Source organism: Streptomyces sp. NPDC036984 (genome assembly GCF_055607665.1).
In genome coordinates this window covers 12,118-27,732 of the sequence record NZ_JBVJRL010000017.1, presented here as the reverse complement: position 1 = coordinate 27,732, position 15,615 = coordinate 12,118, and the positions used below count along the sequence as shown (strand labels likewise).

At 71.3% G+C, this 15,615-nt stretch carries 13 protein-coding genes; 8 read left to right on the top strand and 5 right to left on the bottom strand.

Translation table 11 applies throughout. The annotated features are described in order from the left end of the window. Positions 1 to 205 precede the first annotated feature (205 nt). Positions 206 to 1,030, bottom strand: coding sequence for a Fic family protein (locus tag ACZ7DL_RS27450; protein WP_470778009.1), 825 nt, complete (start codon positions 1,028 to 1,030; stop codon positions 206 to 208). Positions 1,031 to 1,131: 101 nt separating this feature from the next. Between ACZ7DL_RS27450 and ACZ7DL_RS27445 the strand changes: the two genes are divergently transcribed. Continuing rightward, positions 1,132 to 2,112, top strand: a complete 981-nt coding sequence (locus ACZ7DL_RS27445) for an ATP-binding protein (RefSeq protein ID WP_470778007.1) — start codon at positions 1,132 to 1,134, stop codon at positions 2,110 to 2,112. A 3-nt stretch (positions 2,113 to 2,115) separates the two neighbouring features. Here the strand turns inward: ACZ7DL_RS27445 and ACZ7DL_RS27440 are convergent, their stop codons facing one another. Continuing rightward, entirely contained in the window at positions 2,116 to 3,381 is a 1,266-nt protein-coding gene (locus tag ACZ7DL_RS27440) for a polysaccharide deacetylase family protein (RefSeq protein WP_470778006.1), read from the bottom strand. 336 nt (positions 3,382 to 3,717) lie between these two features. Between ACZ7DL_RS27440 and ACZ7DL_RS27435 the strand changes: the two genes are divergently transcribed. From ACZ7DL_RS27435 to ACZ7DL_RS27410, 6 genes are all read left to right on the top strand, one after another. Then, positions 3,718 to 6,072 (top strand): bifunctional SulP family inorganic anion transporter/carbonic anhydrase, encoded by a 2,355-nt coding sequence (locus ACZ7DL_RS27435; RefSeq protein ID WP_470778005.1) that lies wholly within the window; start codon positions 3,718 to 3,720, stop codon positions 6,070 to 6,072. 92 nt (positions 6,073 to 6,164) lie between these two features. Beyond that, positions 6,165 to 8,120 carry an acetate--CoA ligase gene (acs, locus tag ACZ7DL_RS27430; RefSeq protein ID WP_470778002.1) on the top strand — a complete coding sequence of 652 codons (1,956 nt, stop codon included), beginning with the start codon at positions 6,165 to 6,167 and terminating at the stop codon, positions 8,118 to 8,120. 205 nt (positions 8,121 to 8,325) lie between these two features. Next, a complete protein-coding gene (gene nhaA, locus ACZ7DL_RS27425) occupies positions 8,326 to 9,768 on the top strand; it encodes a Na+/H+ antiporter NhaA (protein ID WP_470778001.1) in 1,443 nt (480 codons plus the stop codon). Between the two features lie 124 nt (positions 9,769 to 9,892). Next, a complete protein-coding gene (locus ACZ7DL_RS27420; RefSeq protein WP_470778000.1) occupies positions 9,893 to 10,381 on the top strand; it encodes a phage holin family protein in 489 nt (162 codons plus the stop codon). Beyond that, on the top strand, positions 10,378 to 11,313 hold the full coding sequence (locus tag ACZ7DL_RS27415; protein WP_470777998.1) for an alpha/beta fold hydrolase: 936 nt from the start codon (positions 10,378 to 10,380) through the stop codon (positions 11,311 to 11,313). The genes ACZ7DL_RS27420 and ACZ7DL_RS27415 overlap by 4 nt, the downstream gene beginning before the upstream one ends. A 185-nt stretch (positions 11,314 to 11,498) precedes the next feature. After that, on the top strand, positions 11,499 to 11,678 hold the full coding sequence (locus ACZ7DL_RS27410; protein ID WP_358645516.1) for a hypothetical protein: 180 nt from the start codon (positions 11,499 to 11,501) through the stop codon (positions 11,676 to 11,678). Between the two features lie 16 nt (positions 11,679 to 11,694). Here ACZ7DL_RS27410 and ACZ7DL_RS27405 read toward each other — a convergent pair whose 3' ends face one another. The 3 genes from ACZ7DL_RS27405 to nth are packed head-to-tail and all read right to left on the bottom strand — an operon-like array spanning position 11,695 to position 14,618. Further along, positions 11,695 to 12,894, bottom strand: coding sequence for a MarP family serine protease (locus ACZ7DL_RS27405; RefSeq protein ID WP_470777996.1), 1,200 nt, complete (start codon positions 12,892 to 12,894; stop codon positions 11,695 to 11,697). A 13-nt stretch (positions 12,895 to 12,907) separates the two neighbouring features. Then, positions 12,908 to 13,603 carry an NUDIX hydrolase gene (locus tag ACZ7DL_RS27400; RefSeq protein ID WP_470777994.1) on the bottom strand — a complete coding sequence of 232 codons (696 nt, stop codon included), beginning with the start codon at positions 13,601 to 13,603 and terminating at the stop codon, positions 12,908 to 12,910. Between the two features lie 55 nt (positions 13,604 to 13,658). Further along, the gene (gene nth, locus ACZ7DL_RS27395; RefSeq protein ID WP_470778226.1) at positions 13,659 to 14,618 is read right to left on the bottom strand and encodes an endonuclease III; all 960 of its coding nucleotides are present in this window, start codon (positions 14,616 to 14,618) and stop codon (positions 13,659 to 13,661) included. Between the two features lie 251 nt (positions 14,619 to 14,869). Here nth and ACZ7DL_RS27390 point away from each other — a divergent pair, with 251 nt between their 5' ends. Then, positions 14,870 to 15,544, top strand: coding sequence for a Crp/Fnr family transcriptional regulator (locus tag ACZ7DL_RS27390; protein WP_014674022.1), 675 nt, complete (start codon positions 14,870 to 14,872; stop codon positions 15,542 to 15,544). The last annotated feature ends 71 nt before the right edge of the window (positions 15,545 to 15,615 follow it).

Genomic DNA, 15,615 nt, shown 5'->3' with positions numbered 1-15,615 from the left:
CTACGCACATGGCCCCACGGACCCCGCATGAACACCGCGCACCCACGCGACGTCGACCCGTCGATTACGGGCCAGCCGCACCAGGTGACGGGCAAAGCATCCCGACCTGATGGGCAACACATCGAGGACGCTTGGTAACCCGGTGAGCATGCCAGCGGCGGTACGAGGACTCGTACCGCCGCAACCCTTTCCGGGGAGTTTTTCCTCAGGCCGCGCCGCGCTGGAGCGCCTCGCACACCGCCGTCGACTCGCGCACGCCCAGCTCGACCGCCCGGCCGCAGTGGGCGATCCAGGCCGCCACGCCCTCGGGGGTGCCGGAGACGTACCCGTCCAGAGCGGCCAGGTAGGAGGCGCGGCCCAGTTCGGCGTGGCCGACCTCGGCCGGGCAGATCGCCTTCGGGTCCAGGCCGCTGCCGATCAGCACGATCCGCTCGGCCGTGCGCGCGACCAGGCCGTTGTGGGACACGAAGGGGCGCAGCGCCAGCAGCTCGCCGTGCACCACGGCGGCCGTCACCAGCGCCGGCGCGGAGGTGCCGGCGATGATCAGGTCCGCCAGCCCCTCCAGCCGGCCCGAGACCTCCCCGGCGTTCGGCAACGGCAGCTCGACCAGCGGCTCGTCCACCGGCTCGCCGGCCTGGCGGGGCCTGCCGACCTGGTCGTCCCCGGTCGCCGCGGCCACCAGGTGCAGCCGGGCCAGTACCCGCAGGGGCGACTGGCGCCAGATGGACAGCAGCTGGCCCGCCTCGGCGGTGAGCCGCAGCGCCGCGCCCATGACGCGGGACTCGTCGTCGGCGCTGAAGTCGGTGCGCCGGCGCACCTCCTCCAGGGCCCAGTCCGCGCCGGACAGCGCCGCCGAACCGCGGGCGCCGCGCAGCGCCGCCTCGGAGGTGATCGCGTTGCTGCGGCGCCGCATGATCCGGTGCCCGTAGACCCGGTCCACGGCCTTGCGCACGGACTCCACGGACTCGGCCACACCGGGAAGGGAACCCAGGGCCGCAAGCGGATCGGCGGTCGCGCCTGTCGTACTCATGAGTACGACACTACGCACCCCACCGGCCCACCCCACGAAGGAGTGGTCTTCTTCACTCCCGGTCACCACACACAGCCATCGCACCACTACGCTTGGTGAACATGAAAATTGCTTTCGTCGGGAAGGGCGGCAGCGGCAAGACGACGCTCTCCTCCCTGTTCATCCGCCATCTCGCCGCCGCCGGCGCCCCGGTGGTCGCCATCGACGCGGACATCAACCAGCACCTCGGTCCCGCGCTCGGCCTGGACGAGACGGAGGCGGCGGCGCTGCCCGCCATGGGCGAGCGGCTCCCGCTGATCAAGGACTACCTGCGCGGCACCAACCCGCGCATCGCCTCGGCCGCGACGATGATCAAGACGACCCCGCCGGGCGAGGGCTCGCGGCTGGTCCGGGTGCGGGAGCCCAACCCGGTCTACGACGCCTGCGCGCGCCCGGTGGAACTCGACGGCGGCGCCGTCCGTTTGATGGTCACGGGCCCCTTCACGGACGCCGACCTGGGGGTCGCCTGCTACCACTCCAAGACGGGCGCGGTGGAGCTGTTCCTGAACCACCTGGTCGACGGCCCCGACGAGTACGTGGTGGTCGACATGACGGCCGGTTCGGACTCCTTCGCCTCCGGCATGTTCACCCGCTTCGACATGACGTTCCTCGTCGCCGAGCCGACCCGGAAGGGGGTCTCCGTCTACCGCCAGTACAAGGAGTACGCCCGCGACTTCGGCGTCGCCCTGAAGGTCGTCGGCAACAAGATCCAGGAACAGGACGACATCGACTTCCTGCGCGGGGAGGTCGGGGACGACCTGCTCGTGACGGTCGGGCGCTCGGACTGGGTGCGCGCCATGGAGAAGGGCCGCCCGCCCCGGTTCGATCTCCTGGGGGAGGCCAACACCCGAGCCCTGGCCGCGCTTCGGGCCACCGCCGACGCCACCTACGAGCAGCGCGACTGGGAGCGCTACACCCGTCAGATGGTGCACTTCCACCTGAAGAACGCCGAGTCCTGGGGCAACGAGCGCACCGGGGCCGACCTGGCGGCGCAGGTCGACCCCCATTTCGTGCTCGGCGAGAGCGTGGCGACCCCCGTATGACGCCTACTGCTTGACCGCCGGCGCCCCGGGCACGCCCTTGGGCGCCGGAGCCGGGCGACCGGACAGGAAGGACGCCCAGCCCTGCCGGGGCGCCTCGCCCACCTCCAGGGTGCGCAGCCTGGCCAGCGTGTGCGGGTCCTGGGCGTCCAGCCAGTCGACCAGCTGGTGGAAGGAGACACAGCGCACCTCGGGCTTGGTGCACACCTCCTTCACCACCTCTTCGATGGCACGCATGTAGGTTCCGCCGTTCCAGGACTCGAAGTGGTTGCCGATGATCAGGGGCGCGCGGTTGCCGTCGTAGGCGCGGTAGAAGCCCTTGAGGAGGCCGTCGCGCATCTGGTCGCCCCAGTAGTCGAACATGTCGGGGTCGCCCTGGGTCTCGGTGCCGGACTGGTTGACCATGAAGTTGTAGTCCATGGTCAGCTGCTCATAGGTGTGGCCGGGGAAGGGCACCAGCTGCATCGACAGGTCCCACAAGCCCTCCCTCTTCTTGGGCCACACCTGGTCGTTGACCCCGCTGGAGTCGTAGCGGAAGCCAAGCCGGCGAGCGGCCTTCGTGAAGTTGTTCCGGCCTTCCAGGCAGGGAGTGCGGGCGCCGATCAGCTCCTTGTCGTAGTCGAAGGGCAGCGGGGTCGCCTGTTTCATGCCGGTGTTGGTCTTCCAGGACTTCACGAACTCCTTGGCCTGGGCGATCTCGCTCTTCCACTCGTCCACCGACCAGGTGCCGACCCCGCCGTCGGGCCCGCAGAAGTGGCCGTTGAAGTGGGTGCCGATCTCGTTGCCCTCCAGCCAGGCCAGCCGCACCTGCTTGAGGGTGTCGGCGATGCCCTGCTCGTCGTTGAAGCCGATGTCGGAGCGGCCCGGCGAGTGCTGTGGCGGCCTGTACAGGTCACGCTTCTCCTCGGGCAGCATGTACACGCCGCTGAGGAAGTACGTCATGGTGGCGTGGTTCTCCTTGGCGACCTTGCGGAAGTGCGAGAAGAGCCGCTGGCTGTCCTCGCCCGCGCCGTCCCAGGAGAAGACGACGAACTGCGGGGGCTTCTGACCGGGCTCCAGCCGTTCGGGGCTGGGCAGATGCGGCTGGCCGCCGGTGTACGCGGTGGAGCCGTCACCGATCAGCCGGACCACGCTGCCGGGTGCCGGCGCCCCCTGCTCCGGGCCGGACGCCCCTTCCTTCGTGCCGTCGGAGCCGGTCCCGCAACCGGCGAGCGACGCCGCACAGGCCGCGGCGGCCACGGCGCCGACGGCGATCCTCTGGGTGGCGGCCATCTTCCGCCCACCTTCTTCCTTCTCTCAGGCAAACCCTGACGAGGGCTGTTTCTGGCGATCTGCCGGGTTTGTGCCGACAGCGCCGCCAAGGTCGCACGGGACCGAGAAGGAATTAGTACGACAAGCCGATCAAATGATTACTTCACTCCTGCGGGCGACCCTCTACCCCATTTGCCCCGTAAAGTTATGCTCTGCCTTTACTTTGCATTACGGTTCTTTTACCGAGCGTTGATCCATCCCGCCATGCATGCCGTGACCCACGGCCGCGACCGAGTCCGCCCATCACAGCGGGCACCACCCAGTCCGCGACCGCGCCGCCCCGGAGGAGACGGGAACATGTCAGCCTGCGCACCCCCTCACACCCAGCACTCCCACCCACCCCACAGCCCCGCGCCAAGGCGCCGCCGCTTCCCCGTCGAGGGCGCCGACCTGTCCGCGGCCGTCGCGGTCTTCCTGATCGCCCTGCCGCTCTCCCTCGGCATCGCCCTCGCCACCGGTGCCCCGCTCCAGGCCGGCCTGGTCGCCGCCGCGGTCGGCGGCCTCGTCGCCGGCCGGCTCGGCGGCTGCCCCCTCCAGGTCAGCGGGCCCGCCGCCGGCCTGACCGTGGTCACCGCCGATCTGATCCACCGTTACGGCTGGCGGGCCACCTGCGGCATCACCGTCCTCGCCGGCCTCGCCCAGCTCGGCCTCGGCTGTCTGCGGGTGGCGCGCGGCGCGCTCGCGGTCAGCCCGGCCGTGGTGCACGGCATGCTCGCCGGCATCGGCATCACCATCGCCGTCGCCCAGCTGCACATCGTCCTCGGCGGCAGCCCGGACAGCTCCGTCCTCGCCAATCTGCGGGATCTGCCCGCCCAGTTGGCCGACCTGCATCCCGGCGCCGTGTCGATGAGCGCGCTGACCCTGGCCCTGCTGCTGGCCTGGCCGCGGCTGCCCGGCCGTGCGGGCCGGCTGCTGCGCACGGTGCCGGCCGCGCTCGTCGCCGTCACCACGGCCGCCGCGACCGCCGCCCTCGCCGGGCTGTCCCTGCCCCGGGTGGAGCTGCCGTCCTGGCACAGTCACGCCCTGGCCGGCCTCCCCGAGGGTCCGGCGCCCGGCGTCGCGGCCGCCGTGCTCACCACCACCCTGGTGTGCAGCGTGCAGTCGCTGCTCGGCGCGGTGGCCGTGGACAAGCTGGTCGCCGCCCGCCCCGGCCCCCCGGCCCGCGTCGGCCGTTCCGATCTGGACCGCGAGCTGCTGGGCCAGGGCGCCGCCAACATCGTCTCCGGGGCGCTCGGCGGGCTGCCGGTCGCCGGGGTGGCGGTGCGCAGTACCGCGAATGTGAATTCAGGTGCCGTGAGCCGGAACTCCACGATGCTGCACGGCGTTTTCGTAGTAGTCGCCGCGCTGCTGATGGTCCCGATCCTGGAGGAGATCCCGCTCGCCTCCCTCGCCGCCCTGGTGATGGCCGTCGGTATCCAGATGGTGTCCCTGCACCACATCCGCACGGTGACACGCCACCGCGAAGTGCTGGTCTACGCCGCGACCACACTCGGCGTGGTGCTCCTCGGCGTCCTCCAGGGCGTGCTCCTCGGAATCGCCATGGCGGTCGCCGTCGCCCTGCACCGCCTCGCCCGCACCCGCATCACCCGCGAAGAGAAGGAAGGAGTCCATCACGTACACGTCCGAGGCCAGCTGACCTTCCTCGCGGTGCCCCGGCTCAGCAGAGCCCTGCATCTCGTACCCCAAGGCGCCCACGTCGTCGTGGAGTTGGACAGTTCTTTCATGGACCACGCGGCGTACGAGTCGCTTCAGGACTGGCGCAGTGCCCACACCGCGCGAGGAGGCACGGCCGAGCTGGCGGGCCGGCGCGGCGGAATCCGGACCGCCGGGCAGGCCGCGGCCGCCGAGTGCCGGTGCCGGCCCTGGACGCCCTGGCGCAATCACCAGGCCTGCTTCGCCGGGGCACCCACCGCTCCGGCAGGGCGGGAGGCCGGGCATGAACTGGCGCGTGGCATCAGCTCGTTCCAGCGGAACACCGCGCCGCTGGTGCGGGAGGAGCTGGCGCGGCTCGCCCGGGAGGGCCAGCGACCGGCGCAGCTCTTCCTCACCTGCGCCGACTCCCGGCTCGTCACATCGATGATCACCGCCAGTGGTCCCGGGGATCTGTTCGTCGTCCGCAACGTCGGCAACCTGGTGCCGCCGCCGGGTGAGGAGCACGGCGACGACTCGGTGGCCGCCGCCATCGAGTACGCGGTGGAGGTGCTCGGCGTGCGCTCCGTCACGGTGTGCGGGCACTCCGGGTGCGGGGCGATGCAGGCGCTGCTGACCGCGGGAGCCGGCCATGGAAGGAGCGGGGACACCCCGCTGCGGCGGTGGCTGCGGCACGGGCTGCCGAGTCTGGCGCGGGTGGCCGGCGACCACCACGACGGGCCGCGGCTGGCCGGGCGGGCCCCCGCGGACGCGGTGGAGGAGCTGTGCCTGACCAACGTGGTCCAGCAGCTGGCGCACCTGCGGGCGCACGGTCCGGTCGCCCGGGCGCTGGCCAGGGGTGAATTGGAGTTGCACGGCATGTACTTCCACGTGGGCGAGGCGCAGGCCTACCTGCTCGCGGGAGCGGAAGGAGCAACGGTGTTCGAGGAGGTCACGGAAGGTGTCGGGGGAGGTGGACAGGCGCGCGGACGGGTGCGGGCACCGAGCTTCGGACAGGTCTAAACCAATTTTGCGGTCGACCCTTGTCATCGGCCCCCCGCGTCTGATGAGCTGTGGCCTGGGACACAACGGACACCCTTCGAAAGGGAGATGTCGTGAGCAACGAGAGCCTGGCCAACCTGCTCAGGGAAGAACGCAGGTTCGCGCCGCCCGCCGACCTGGCCGCACATGCCAACGTCACCGCGGAGGCGTATGAACAGGCCAAGGCTGACAGGCTCGGCTTCTGGGCCGAGCAGGCCCGCCGGCTGACCTGGGCCAAGGAACCGACCGAGACGCTGGACTGGTCGAACCCGCCGTTCGCGAAGTGGTTCGCGGACGGCGAGCTGAACGTCGCGTACAACTGCGTGGACCGGCATGTGGAGGCCGGGCACGGGGACCGCGTAGCCATCCACTTCGAGGGTGAGCCCGGTGACAGCCGCGCGATCACCTACGCGGAGCTGAAGGACGAGGTCTCCAAGGCCGCCAACGCCCTGCTGGAGCTGGGCGTGCGGAAGGGCGACCGGGTCGCCATCTACATGCCGATGATCCCGGAGACCGCGATCGCGATGCTGGCCTCGGCCCGGATCGGCGCGGCGCACTCGGTGGTCTTCGGCGGCTTCTCGGCGGACGCGCTCGCGACCCGGATCCAGGACGCGGACGCCAAGGTCGTCATCACCGCCGACGGCGGCTACCGGCGCGGCAAGCCGTCCGCGCTCAAGCCGGCCGTGGACGAGGCGATCGGCAAGGTGGACAACGTCGAGCACGTGCTCGTGGTGCGCCGTACCGGGCAGGAGGTGGTCTGGAACGGCGAGCGGGACGTGTGGTGGCACGAGCTGGTGGAGCGGCAGTCCGCCGCACACACCCCGGAGGCGTTCGAGGCGGAGCACCCGCTGTTCATCCTCTACACCTCCGGGACGACGGGGAAGCCGAAGGGCATCCTGCACACCTCCGGCGGCTACCTCACCCAGGCGGCCTACACCCACTGGGCGGTGTTCGACCTCAAGCCGGAGACGGACGTGTACTGGTGCACGGCCGACGTCGGCTGGGTCACCGGGCACTCGTACATCGTGTACGGCCCGCTGGCCAACGGCGCGACGCAGGTGATGTACGAGGGCACGCCGGACACCCCGCACCAGGGCCGGTTCTGGGAGATCGTGCAGAAGTACAAGGTCACGATCCTCTACACCGCGCCGACCGCGATCCGGACGTTCATGAAGTGGGGCGACGACATCCCCGCCAAGTTCGACCTGAGCAGCCTGCGTGTCCTGGGCTCGGTCGGCGAGCCGATCAACCCCGAGGCGTGGGTCTGGTACCGCAAGCACATCGGTGCCGACCGGACCCCGGTCGTGGACACCTGGTGGCAGACCGAGACCGGCGCCATGATGATCTCGCCGCTGCCCGGCGTCACCGAGGCCAAGCCCGGTTCGGCACAGCGTCCGCTGCCCGGCATCAGCGCGACCGTCGTCGACGACGAGGCGAGCGAGGTGCCGAACGGCGGCGGTGGCTACCTGGTGCTGACCGAGCCGTGGCCCTCGATGCTGCGCACCATCTGGGGCGACGACCAGCGGTTCATCGACACCTACTGGTCCCGTTTCGAGGGCAAGTACTTCGCCGGCGACGGGGCGAAAAAGGACGACGACGGGGACATCTGGCTGCTGGGCCGGGTGGACGACGTGATGCTCGTCTCGGGGCACAACATCTCCACCACCGAGGTGGAGTCGGCGCTCGTCTCCCACCCGTCGGTCGCCGAGGCCGCCGTCGTCGGCGCCGCGGACGAGACCACCGGCCAGGCCATCGTCGCGTTCGTCATCCTGCGCGGCACGGCGTCGGAGGACGAGGCGCTCATCGGCGAGCTGCGAGGCCACGTCGGCGCCACGCTTGGCCCGATCGCCAAGCCCAAGCGGATCCTGCCGGTCGCCGAGCTGCCCAAGACCCGCTCCGGCAAGATCATGCGCCGCCTGCTGCGGGACGTCGCCGAGAACCGCCAGCTCGGTGACGTCACGACGCTGACCGACTCCACGGTCATGGACCTGATCCAGGCCAAGCTGCCCACGACGGCCGGCGAGGACTGAGCGCACCCGGAGGACTGAGCCGCGCCGCGTGGGGCACCCGTCCGTCTGACGTGCCGGGTGCCCCACGGGCGTCTACGGTGAAGATCACCGGACCCGGCGCGCGCCAGTTTAGGTAAACTAAGCAAAGTGTCGTTGGACGCGACACCACAGGTGCGCCGGGAAGTCTGGTCGGCATGTGAGTTCCGCCTGCCTCCGGAGGTCTCCCGTGACCGCGCCCCGCGCCCGCACCACCCCGCGCAAGGTCTTCGACCGTCTGTCCCTGCCCGAGCGCACCTTCGTCGCGGACGCGCTGCGCACCGAGACCGTCGGCGGTGTACTGCTGCTCCTCGCCGCCGTCGCCGCGCTGGTCTGGGCGAACATCCCCGCCCTGCGACCCAGCTACGCGAGCGTCAGCACCTTCCACCTCGGCCCCGCCGACCTCGGTCTGCACCTCTCCGTGGCCCACTGGGCCGCCGACGGCCTGCTCGCCGTGTTCTTCTTCGTCGCGGGCATCGAGCTCAAGCGCGAGCTGGTCGCGGGCGACCTGCGCGACCCCAGGGCGGCCGTGCTGCCCGTGGTGGCCGCGTTGTGCGGGATGGCCGTACCGGCCCTCGTCTACACCCTCACCAACCTCGCCGGGGGCGGCTCCACACAGGGCTGGGCGGTGCCCACCGCCACCGACATCGCCTTCGCGCTCGCCGCCCTCGCGGTCATCGGCACCTCGTTGCCCAGCGCCCTGCGCGCCTTCCTGCTCACCCTGGCGGTCGTCGACGACCTCTTCGCGATCCTGATCATCGCGATCTTCTTCACCGACCGGCTGAACTTCGCCGCGCTCGGCGGGGCCGCCGCCGGTCTCGCGGTCTTCTGGCTGCTGCTGCGCCGGGGTGTGCGCGGCTGGTACGTGTACGTGCCGCTCGCCGTCGTCGTCTGGGCGCTGATGTACAACAGCGGCGTGCACGCCACGATCGCCGGCGTGGCGATGGGCCTGATGCTGCGCTGCACCACCCGGGAGGGTGAGCAGCGTTCGCCGGGCGAGCACCTGGAGCACCTGGTGCGGCCCCTGTCGGCCGGGCTCGCCGTACCGCTGTTCGCGCTGTTCAGCGCTGGTGTGTCGATATCCGGCGGGGCGCTCGGCGACGTGTTCACCAAGCCCGAGACGCTCGGGGTCGTGCTCGGCCTGGTCGTGGGCAAGACGGCCGGCATCTTCGGCGGCACCTGGCTGACCGCCCGTTTCACCCGCGCGCAGCTCAGCGAGGACCTGGAATGGGCCGACGTCTTCGCGGTGGCGTCGCTCGCCGGCATCGGCTTCACGGTCTCGCTGCTCATCGGCGAGCTGGCCTTCGAGGGCGACGCCGTGCTCACCGACGAGGTGAAGGCGGCCGTCCTGACCGGCTCGCTCATCGCGGCGGTGGGGGCGACGGTGCTGCTGAAGATACGCAACGCCCGCTACCGCAGGCTGTGCGAGGACGAGGAGCGCGACGAGGACCTCGACGGCATTCCGGACATCTACGAACAGGACGACCCGGCGTACCACCTCCGCATGGCCGAGATCCACGAGCGGAAGGCCGCCGAACACCGGCGCCTCGCCGCCGAGCGGGCGGCCGCGGCACGAAACCGGCTTGCGGAAGTGCCGGGCGGGGCAGGCGAGGAAGGCAACCGTCCGGCATGATCTGACGAGACGGTACAAAACTAGACGGCCGCACACGCACGACGGCTGCCCGGACGGCCGTACGAGCACACGGCCGTCCGGAGCAGCACACGTGCGGCACGAGAGACCTCTGAGGGAGAACGCGATGAGCGCACCCGACGGCAGCCCGGTCGGCGCCGAACGCAGCATCGGCCAGCTGGTCGCCTCGGCGACGACCGAATTGTCGGCGCTGGTGCATGACGAGATCGCGCTGGCCAAGGCCCAGCTGAAGCAGGACGTGAAGCGCGGCGCGATGAGCGGCGGCGCCTTCTCGATGGCAGGCGCGGTCCTGGTGTTCTCCCTGCCGATGCTCAACTTCGCCCTGGCGTACGGCATTCGCACCTGGAGCCACTGGAACCTGGCGATCTGCTTCGTGCTGTCCTTCGCGGCCAACGTGCTGGTCGCCGGCCTCCTCGCGCTCATCGGCGTGACGTTCGCGAAGAAGGCCAAGAAGGGGCAGGGCCCGCAGAAGGTGGCCGCCTCGATGAAGCAGACGGCGGGCGTCCTGCAGAACGCCAAGCCGCACCCGCGCCCGGAGCTGCCCGAGGACCGGGCTCCCGAGGCCATCGAGGCTGTGGCACGCTCGTCGTCATGACGGACCCCGCCGCCCTCTCCCCCGTGCGGATCGACCTCCCGGACGGGACGCGGATCACGCACCGGGATGTCGCCGCCAACGGCGCCCGCTTCCACATCGCCGAGCTGGGTGACGGCCCCCTGGTGCTGCTCCTGCACGGCTTCCCGCAGTTCTGGTGGACGTGGCGGCACCAGCTGGTCGCGCTCGCCGACGCGGGCTACCGGGCGGTGGCGATGGACCTGCGGGGCGTCGGCGGCAGCGACCGCACGCCCCGCGGGTACGACCCCGCCAACCTCGCCCTGGACGTCACCGGTGTGATCCGCTCGCTCGGCGAGCCGGACGCCGCGCTGGTCGGCCACGACCTCGGCGGCTATCTGGCGTGGACGGCGGCGGCCATGCGGCCCAAGCTCGTCCGGCGCCTCGCCGTGGTGTCCATGCCGCATCCGCGGCGCTGGCGCGCGGCGATGCTGCGGGACGCCCGGCAGACGGCCGCCAACTCCTACATCTGGGGCTTCCAGCGACCGTGGCTCCCGGAGCGTCAACTGACCGCCGACGGCGGCGCGCTGGTGGGCCGGCTGATCCGGGACTGGTCCGGGCCGCGGCTGCCGGAGGACGCGGACGTGGAGACGTACCAGCGGGCGATGTGCATCCCGTCCACGGCGCACTGCTCGATCGAGCCGTACCGCTGGCTGGTGCGCTCGCTGGCCCGCCCGGACGGCGTGCAGTTCTACCGCCGCATGAAGCGGCCGGTGCGGGTGCCGACCCTGCATCTGCACGGCTCGCTGGACCCGGCGACCCGTACGCGCAGCGCGGCCGGTTCCGGCGAGTACGTCGAAGCGCCGTACCGCTGGCGGCTGTTCGACGGCCTCGGCCACTTCCCACACGAGGAGGACCCGGCCGCCTTCTCCACCGAGCTGATCAACTGGCTGAAGGACCCCGAGCCCGACAGGTGACCGGACGCGGAGCGGTTCGGCCCGTCCGAGCAAGGCGAGCGGCCTGACCCGGCGCTGACGGACCGACGCCTGGAGCAGTCGGTTCCGGAACACCTGTCCCTCGAACGGCCACATGCCCGCCGCATAGGCCAATTGGGGGGCGCACGGGAGGTTATCGACCTTGGGGCGGGGGCAGACGTCGGGGTATGGGCTGGACGCACGACTACAGTGACGCACCCCGCAACCGCCGCTCGGCCACGGGCCTGAGCACGCCTCAGCGAGGCACCCCGCAACTCGCGGAAGCGGACCCGAGGGTGGGAATTCCGCGCATCCTGCGCCGCCGGGCCCGTTGGGTCTCGGTGCGCCTGCGTCACCCGCGGGGCTGACCGCCGCCGCGCCGTCTCAGAGGGCGCAGCTGTCCGTACCCACCTGCTCGTTCGCCGTACGCCCCCGCTCGATGTCGGCCTCGATCTCGTCCGCCGTCAGGGCGTAGCCGGTGTCCGCGTCGTCGAGGGACTTGGCGAACACCACGCCGTACACCTTGCCGTCCGGGGTGAGCAGCGGGCCGCCGGAGTTGCCCTGGCGGACGGTGGTGTACAGGGAGTAGACGTCGCGGCGAACCGTACCGCGGTGGTAGATGTCCGGGCCGTTGGCCGTGATGCGCCCGCGCACGCGCGCGGCCCGCACGTCGTACGCGCCGTTCTCCGGGAAGCCCGCGACGATGGCGCCGTCGCCGCCGGCCGCGTCGTCGGTGGTGAACCGGAGCGCGGTCGTCCGCAGGTCCGGTACGTCGAGTACCGCGATGTCGCGCTTCCAGTCGTACAGCACGACCTTCGCGTCGTACTTGCGGCCCTCTCCGCCTATCTGCACCCTCGGGGCGTCGACGCCGCCGACGACGTGCGCGTTGGTCATCACGCGGCGGTCGGCGAAGACGAAGCCGGTGCCCTCCAGGACCTTGCCGCAGCTCTGGGCGGTGCCGGTGACCTTGACGATGGAGCGCTGGGCGCGAGAGGCGACCGGGCCGCCCGCGAGGGCCGGGTCCGGCGGCTGCACGTCCTTGATCGGCTCGTCCGAGAACGGGCTGAAGACCTGCGGGAAGCCGTTCTGCGCGAGGACGGAGGAGAAGTCCGCGAACCAGGTGTCGGCCTGCGCGGGCAGCGCCCGGGACACCCCGAGGAGCACCTTGGAGCCGCGGACCTCCTTGCCGAGCGTCGGCAGCGTCGTACCGGCCAGGGCGGAGCCGATCAGCCAGGCGACCAGGAGCATCGCGACGACGTTGACCAGCGCCCCGCCGGTGGCGTCCAGGGCGCGGGCCGGGGACCAGGTGATGTACCGGCGCAGCTTGTTGCCGAGGTGGGTGGTCAGGGCCTGCCCCACGGACGCGCAGACGATGACGACGACCACGGCCACGACGGCGGCGGTGGTGCCGACCTCCGCCTTCTCGGTCGCGGCGTCCCAGATGACGGGCAGCGAATACACCGCGACGAGACCGCCGCCCAGGAACCCGATCACCGACAGGATTCCGACGACGAAGCCCTGGCGGTAGCCCACCACCGCGAACCACACAGCCGCGACCAGCAAGAGGATGTCCAGCACGTTCACGTACGACACCCTGTCATGCGTGCCAGTCGAGAGGGACCTGCTTCTGCCGGTCCCAGGGGCGCTCCCAGCCGGCGAAGTGCAGCAGGCGATCGATCACCCCGGCGGTGAAACCCCAGACCAGAGCTGATTCGACCAGAAACGCCGGACCGCGGTGACCGCTGGGGTGGACGGCCGTCGCGCGGTTGGCGGGATCCGTGAGATCCGCCACGGGGACGGTGAAGACCCGCGCGGTCTCGTTCGGGTCGACCACGCCGACCGGGCTGGGCTCGCGCCACCAGCCGAGCACGGGACTGACGACGAAGCGGCTGACCGGGATGTACAGCCGGGGCAGCACACCGAAGAGCTGTACGCCGGCCGGGTCGAGCCCGGTCTCCTCCTCGGCCTCGCGCAGCGCGGCGCGCAGGGGGCCCTCGCCCTGCGGATCGCCGTCCTCCGGGTCCAGCGCGCCACCCGGGAAGGACGGCTGGCCGGCGTGCGAGCGCAGCGAGCCCGCGCGCTCCATGAGCAGCAGCTCGGGGCCGCGCTCGCCCTCGCCGAACAGGATCAGCACGGCCGACTGCCGCCCCGAGCCGTTCTCCGGCGGCAGGAAGCGGCTCAGCTGGAGCGGCTCGACCGTCTCGGCGACCCGCGCGACGGGGTCCAGCCAGTCCGGCAGCCCTTCCTTGCTGAGCGTCACCGGACCGCCCTGTGTCTCGCTTGCCCTCGTCATCGCCACCCCCGTCGCTCTGCCCTCTCCAACGCCCGAGGGCCCCGAGATCGTTCCGTCACGCGGCCCCCAGCGGCGGCGCCGGCCGGCCGCCCGCGTCGAGGTAGGACTGCGGGGGCTTCAGGCGCTGTCCCGGGAGGCCGCCCTTCTCGTACTTCAGGAGCTTCTTCGCCTTCTCCGGGTCGGTCTCGCCCTCGCCGTAGGCCGGGCAGAGCGGGGCGATGGGGCAGGCGCCGCAGGCGGGCTTGCGGGCGTGGCAGATACGGCGGCCGTGCCAGATCACGTGGTGGGACAGGTCGGTCCAGTCGCTCTTCGGGAAGAGCGCGCCGACGGCGGCCTCGATCTTGTCGGGGTCGGTCTCCTCGGTCCACCGCCAGCGCCGCACCAGCCGCTGGAAGTGGGTGTCCACGGTGATCCCGGGCCGGCCGAAGGCGTTGCCGAGGACGACGAAGGCGGTCTTGCGGCCGACGCCGGGCAGCTTGACCAGGTCCTCCAGTTTCCCGGGCACCTCGCCGCCGAACTCCTCGGCGAGGGCCTTGGACAGCCCTATGACCGACTTGGTCTTGGCCCGGAAGAAGCCGCAGGGGCGCAGGATCTCCTCCACCTCCTCCGGGTTGGCGGCCGCGAGGTCCTCGGGGGTGGGGTACTTGGCGAAGAGCGCCGGGGTGGTCTGGTTGACGCGCAGGTCGGTGGTCTGGGCCGACAGCACGGTGGCGACCAGCAGCTGGAAGGGGTTCTCGAAGTCCAGCTCGGGGTGCGCGTACGGATACACCTCGGCCAGCTCGCGGTTGATGCGGCGGGCGCGGCGGACCAGGGCGGTGCGGGACTCGCCGGCCGGCGGCTTGACGGCGATCTTCTTGACCGGTGCGGCCTTCTTGGCCGGCGTGCCCTTCTCGACGGGCGTGACCTTCTCCGCGGCCTGCTTCACGACCGCTGGAGTCGTTTTAGCCGATTTGCGCGTTTTACTACTTCCTTCGGGAGCGTGTTCGCCCACAGCGGAATCGCGACGTACAACCACCCGCCCAGCCCCCTTGGCCTGTGCTCTCACCGGCGATTTGGACACCCGGCCAGCCTAAAGCCCGGCACCGACATCTGCCCCGGACCCGGAAGATCAGCCCCCGATTGGCCCCCTGCCGCTCACCTCCGGACACCTGTGCGGCATCCTTGTGACAGATCACACTGTTTGGACCGTCCGGCAAAATGGGGAACACGGTCCCCTGGCACACGGGGGAGCAAGATCCCCTGAGCAGGTCGACAAGGAGAGAACTCGTGGACGACGTTCTGCGGCGCAACCCGCTCTTCGCGGCTCTCGACGACGAGCAGGCCGCGGAGCTTCGCGCCTCCATGAGTGAGGTGACCCTCGCACGCGGCGACTCCCTGTTCCATGAGGGAGACCCCGGGGACCGGCTGTACGTCGTCACCGAGGGCAAGGTCAAGCTGCACCGCACCTCCCCCGACGGGCGCGAGAACATGCTCGCCGTCGTCGGCCCCGGCGAGCTGATCGGTGAGCTGTCGCTGTTCGACCCGGGCCCCCGTACGGCCACCGCGACCGCGCTGACCGAGGTCAAGCTGCTCGGTCTCGGCCACGGCGACCTCCAGCCCTGGCTGAACGCCCGCCCCGAGGTGGCCGGCGCCCTGCTGCGCGCCGTCGCCCGCCGGCTGCGCAAGACCAACGACGCGATGTCCGACCTGGTCTTCTCCGACGTGCCCGGCCGTGTCGCGCGCGCCCTGCTGGACCTCTCCCGCCGCTTCGGCGTGCAGTCCGAGGAGGGCATCCACGTCGTCCACGACCTCACCCAGGAGGAGCTCGCCCAGCTGGTCGGCGCCTCCCGCGAGACCGTGAACAAGGCGCTGGCGGACTTCGCCCAGCGCGGCTGGCTGCGTCTGGAGGCGCGGGCCGTGATCCTGCTGGACGTCGAGAGGCTCGCCAAGCGGTCCCGGTGACCGTCTTCGGGGGCTGCCGTCCGTGGACCCGGCCGGGAGCCCCCCACCACGGCTGTCGTCGGTGACCCGCG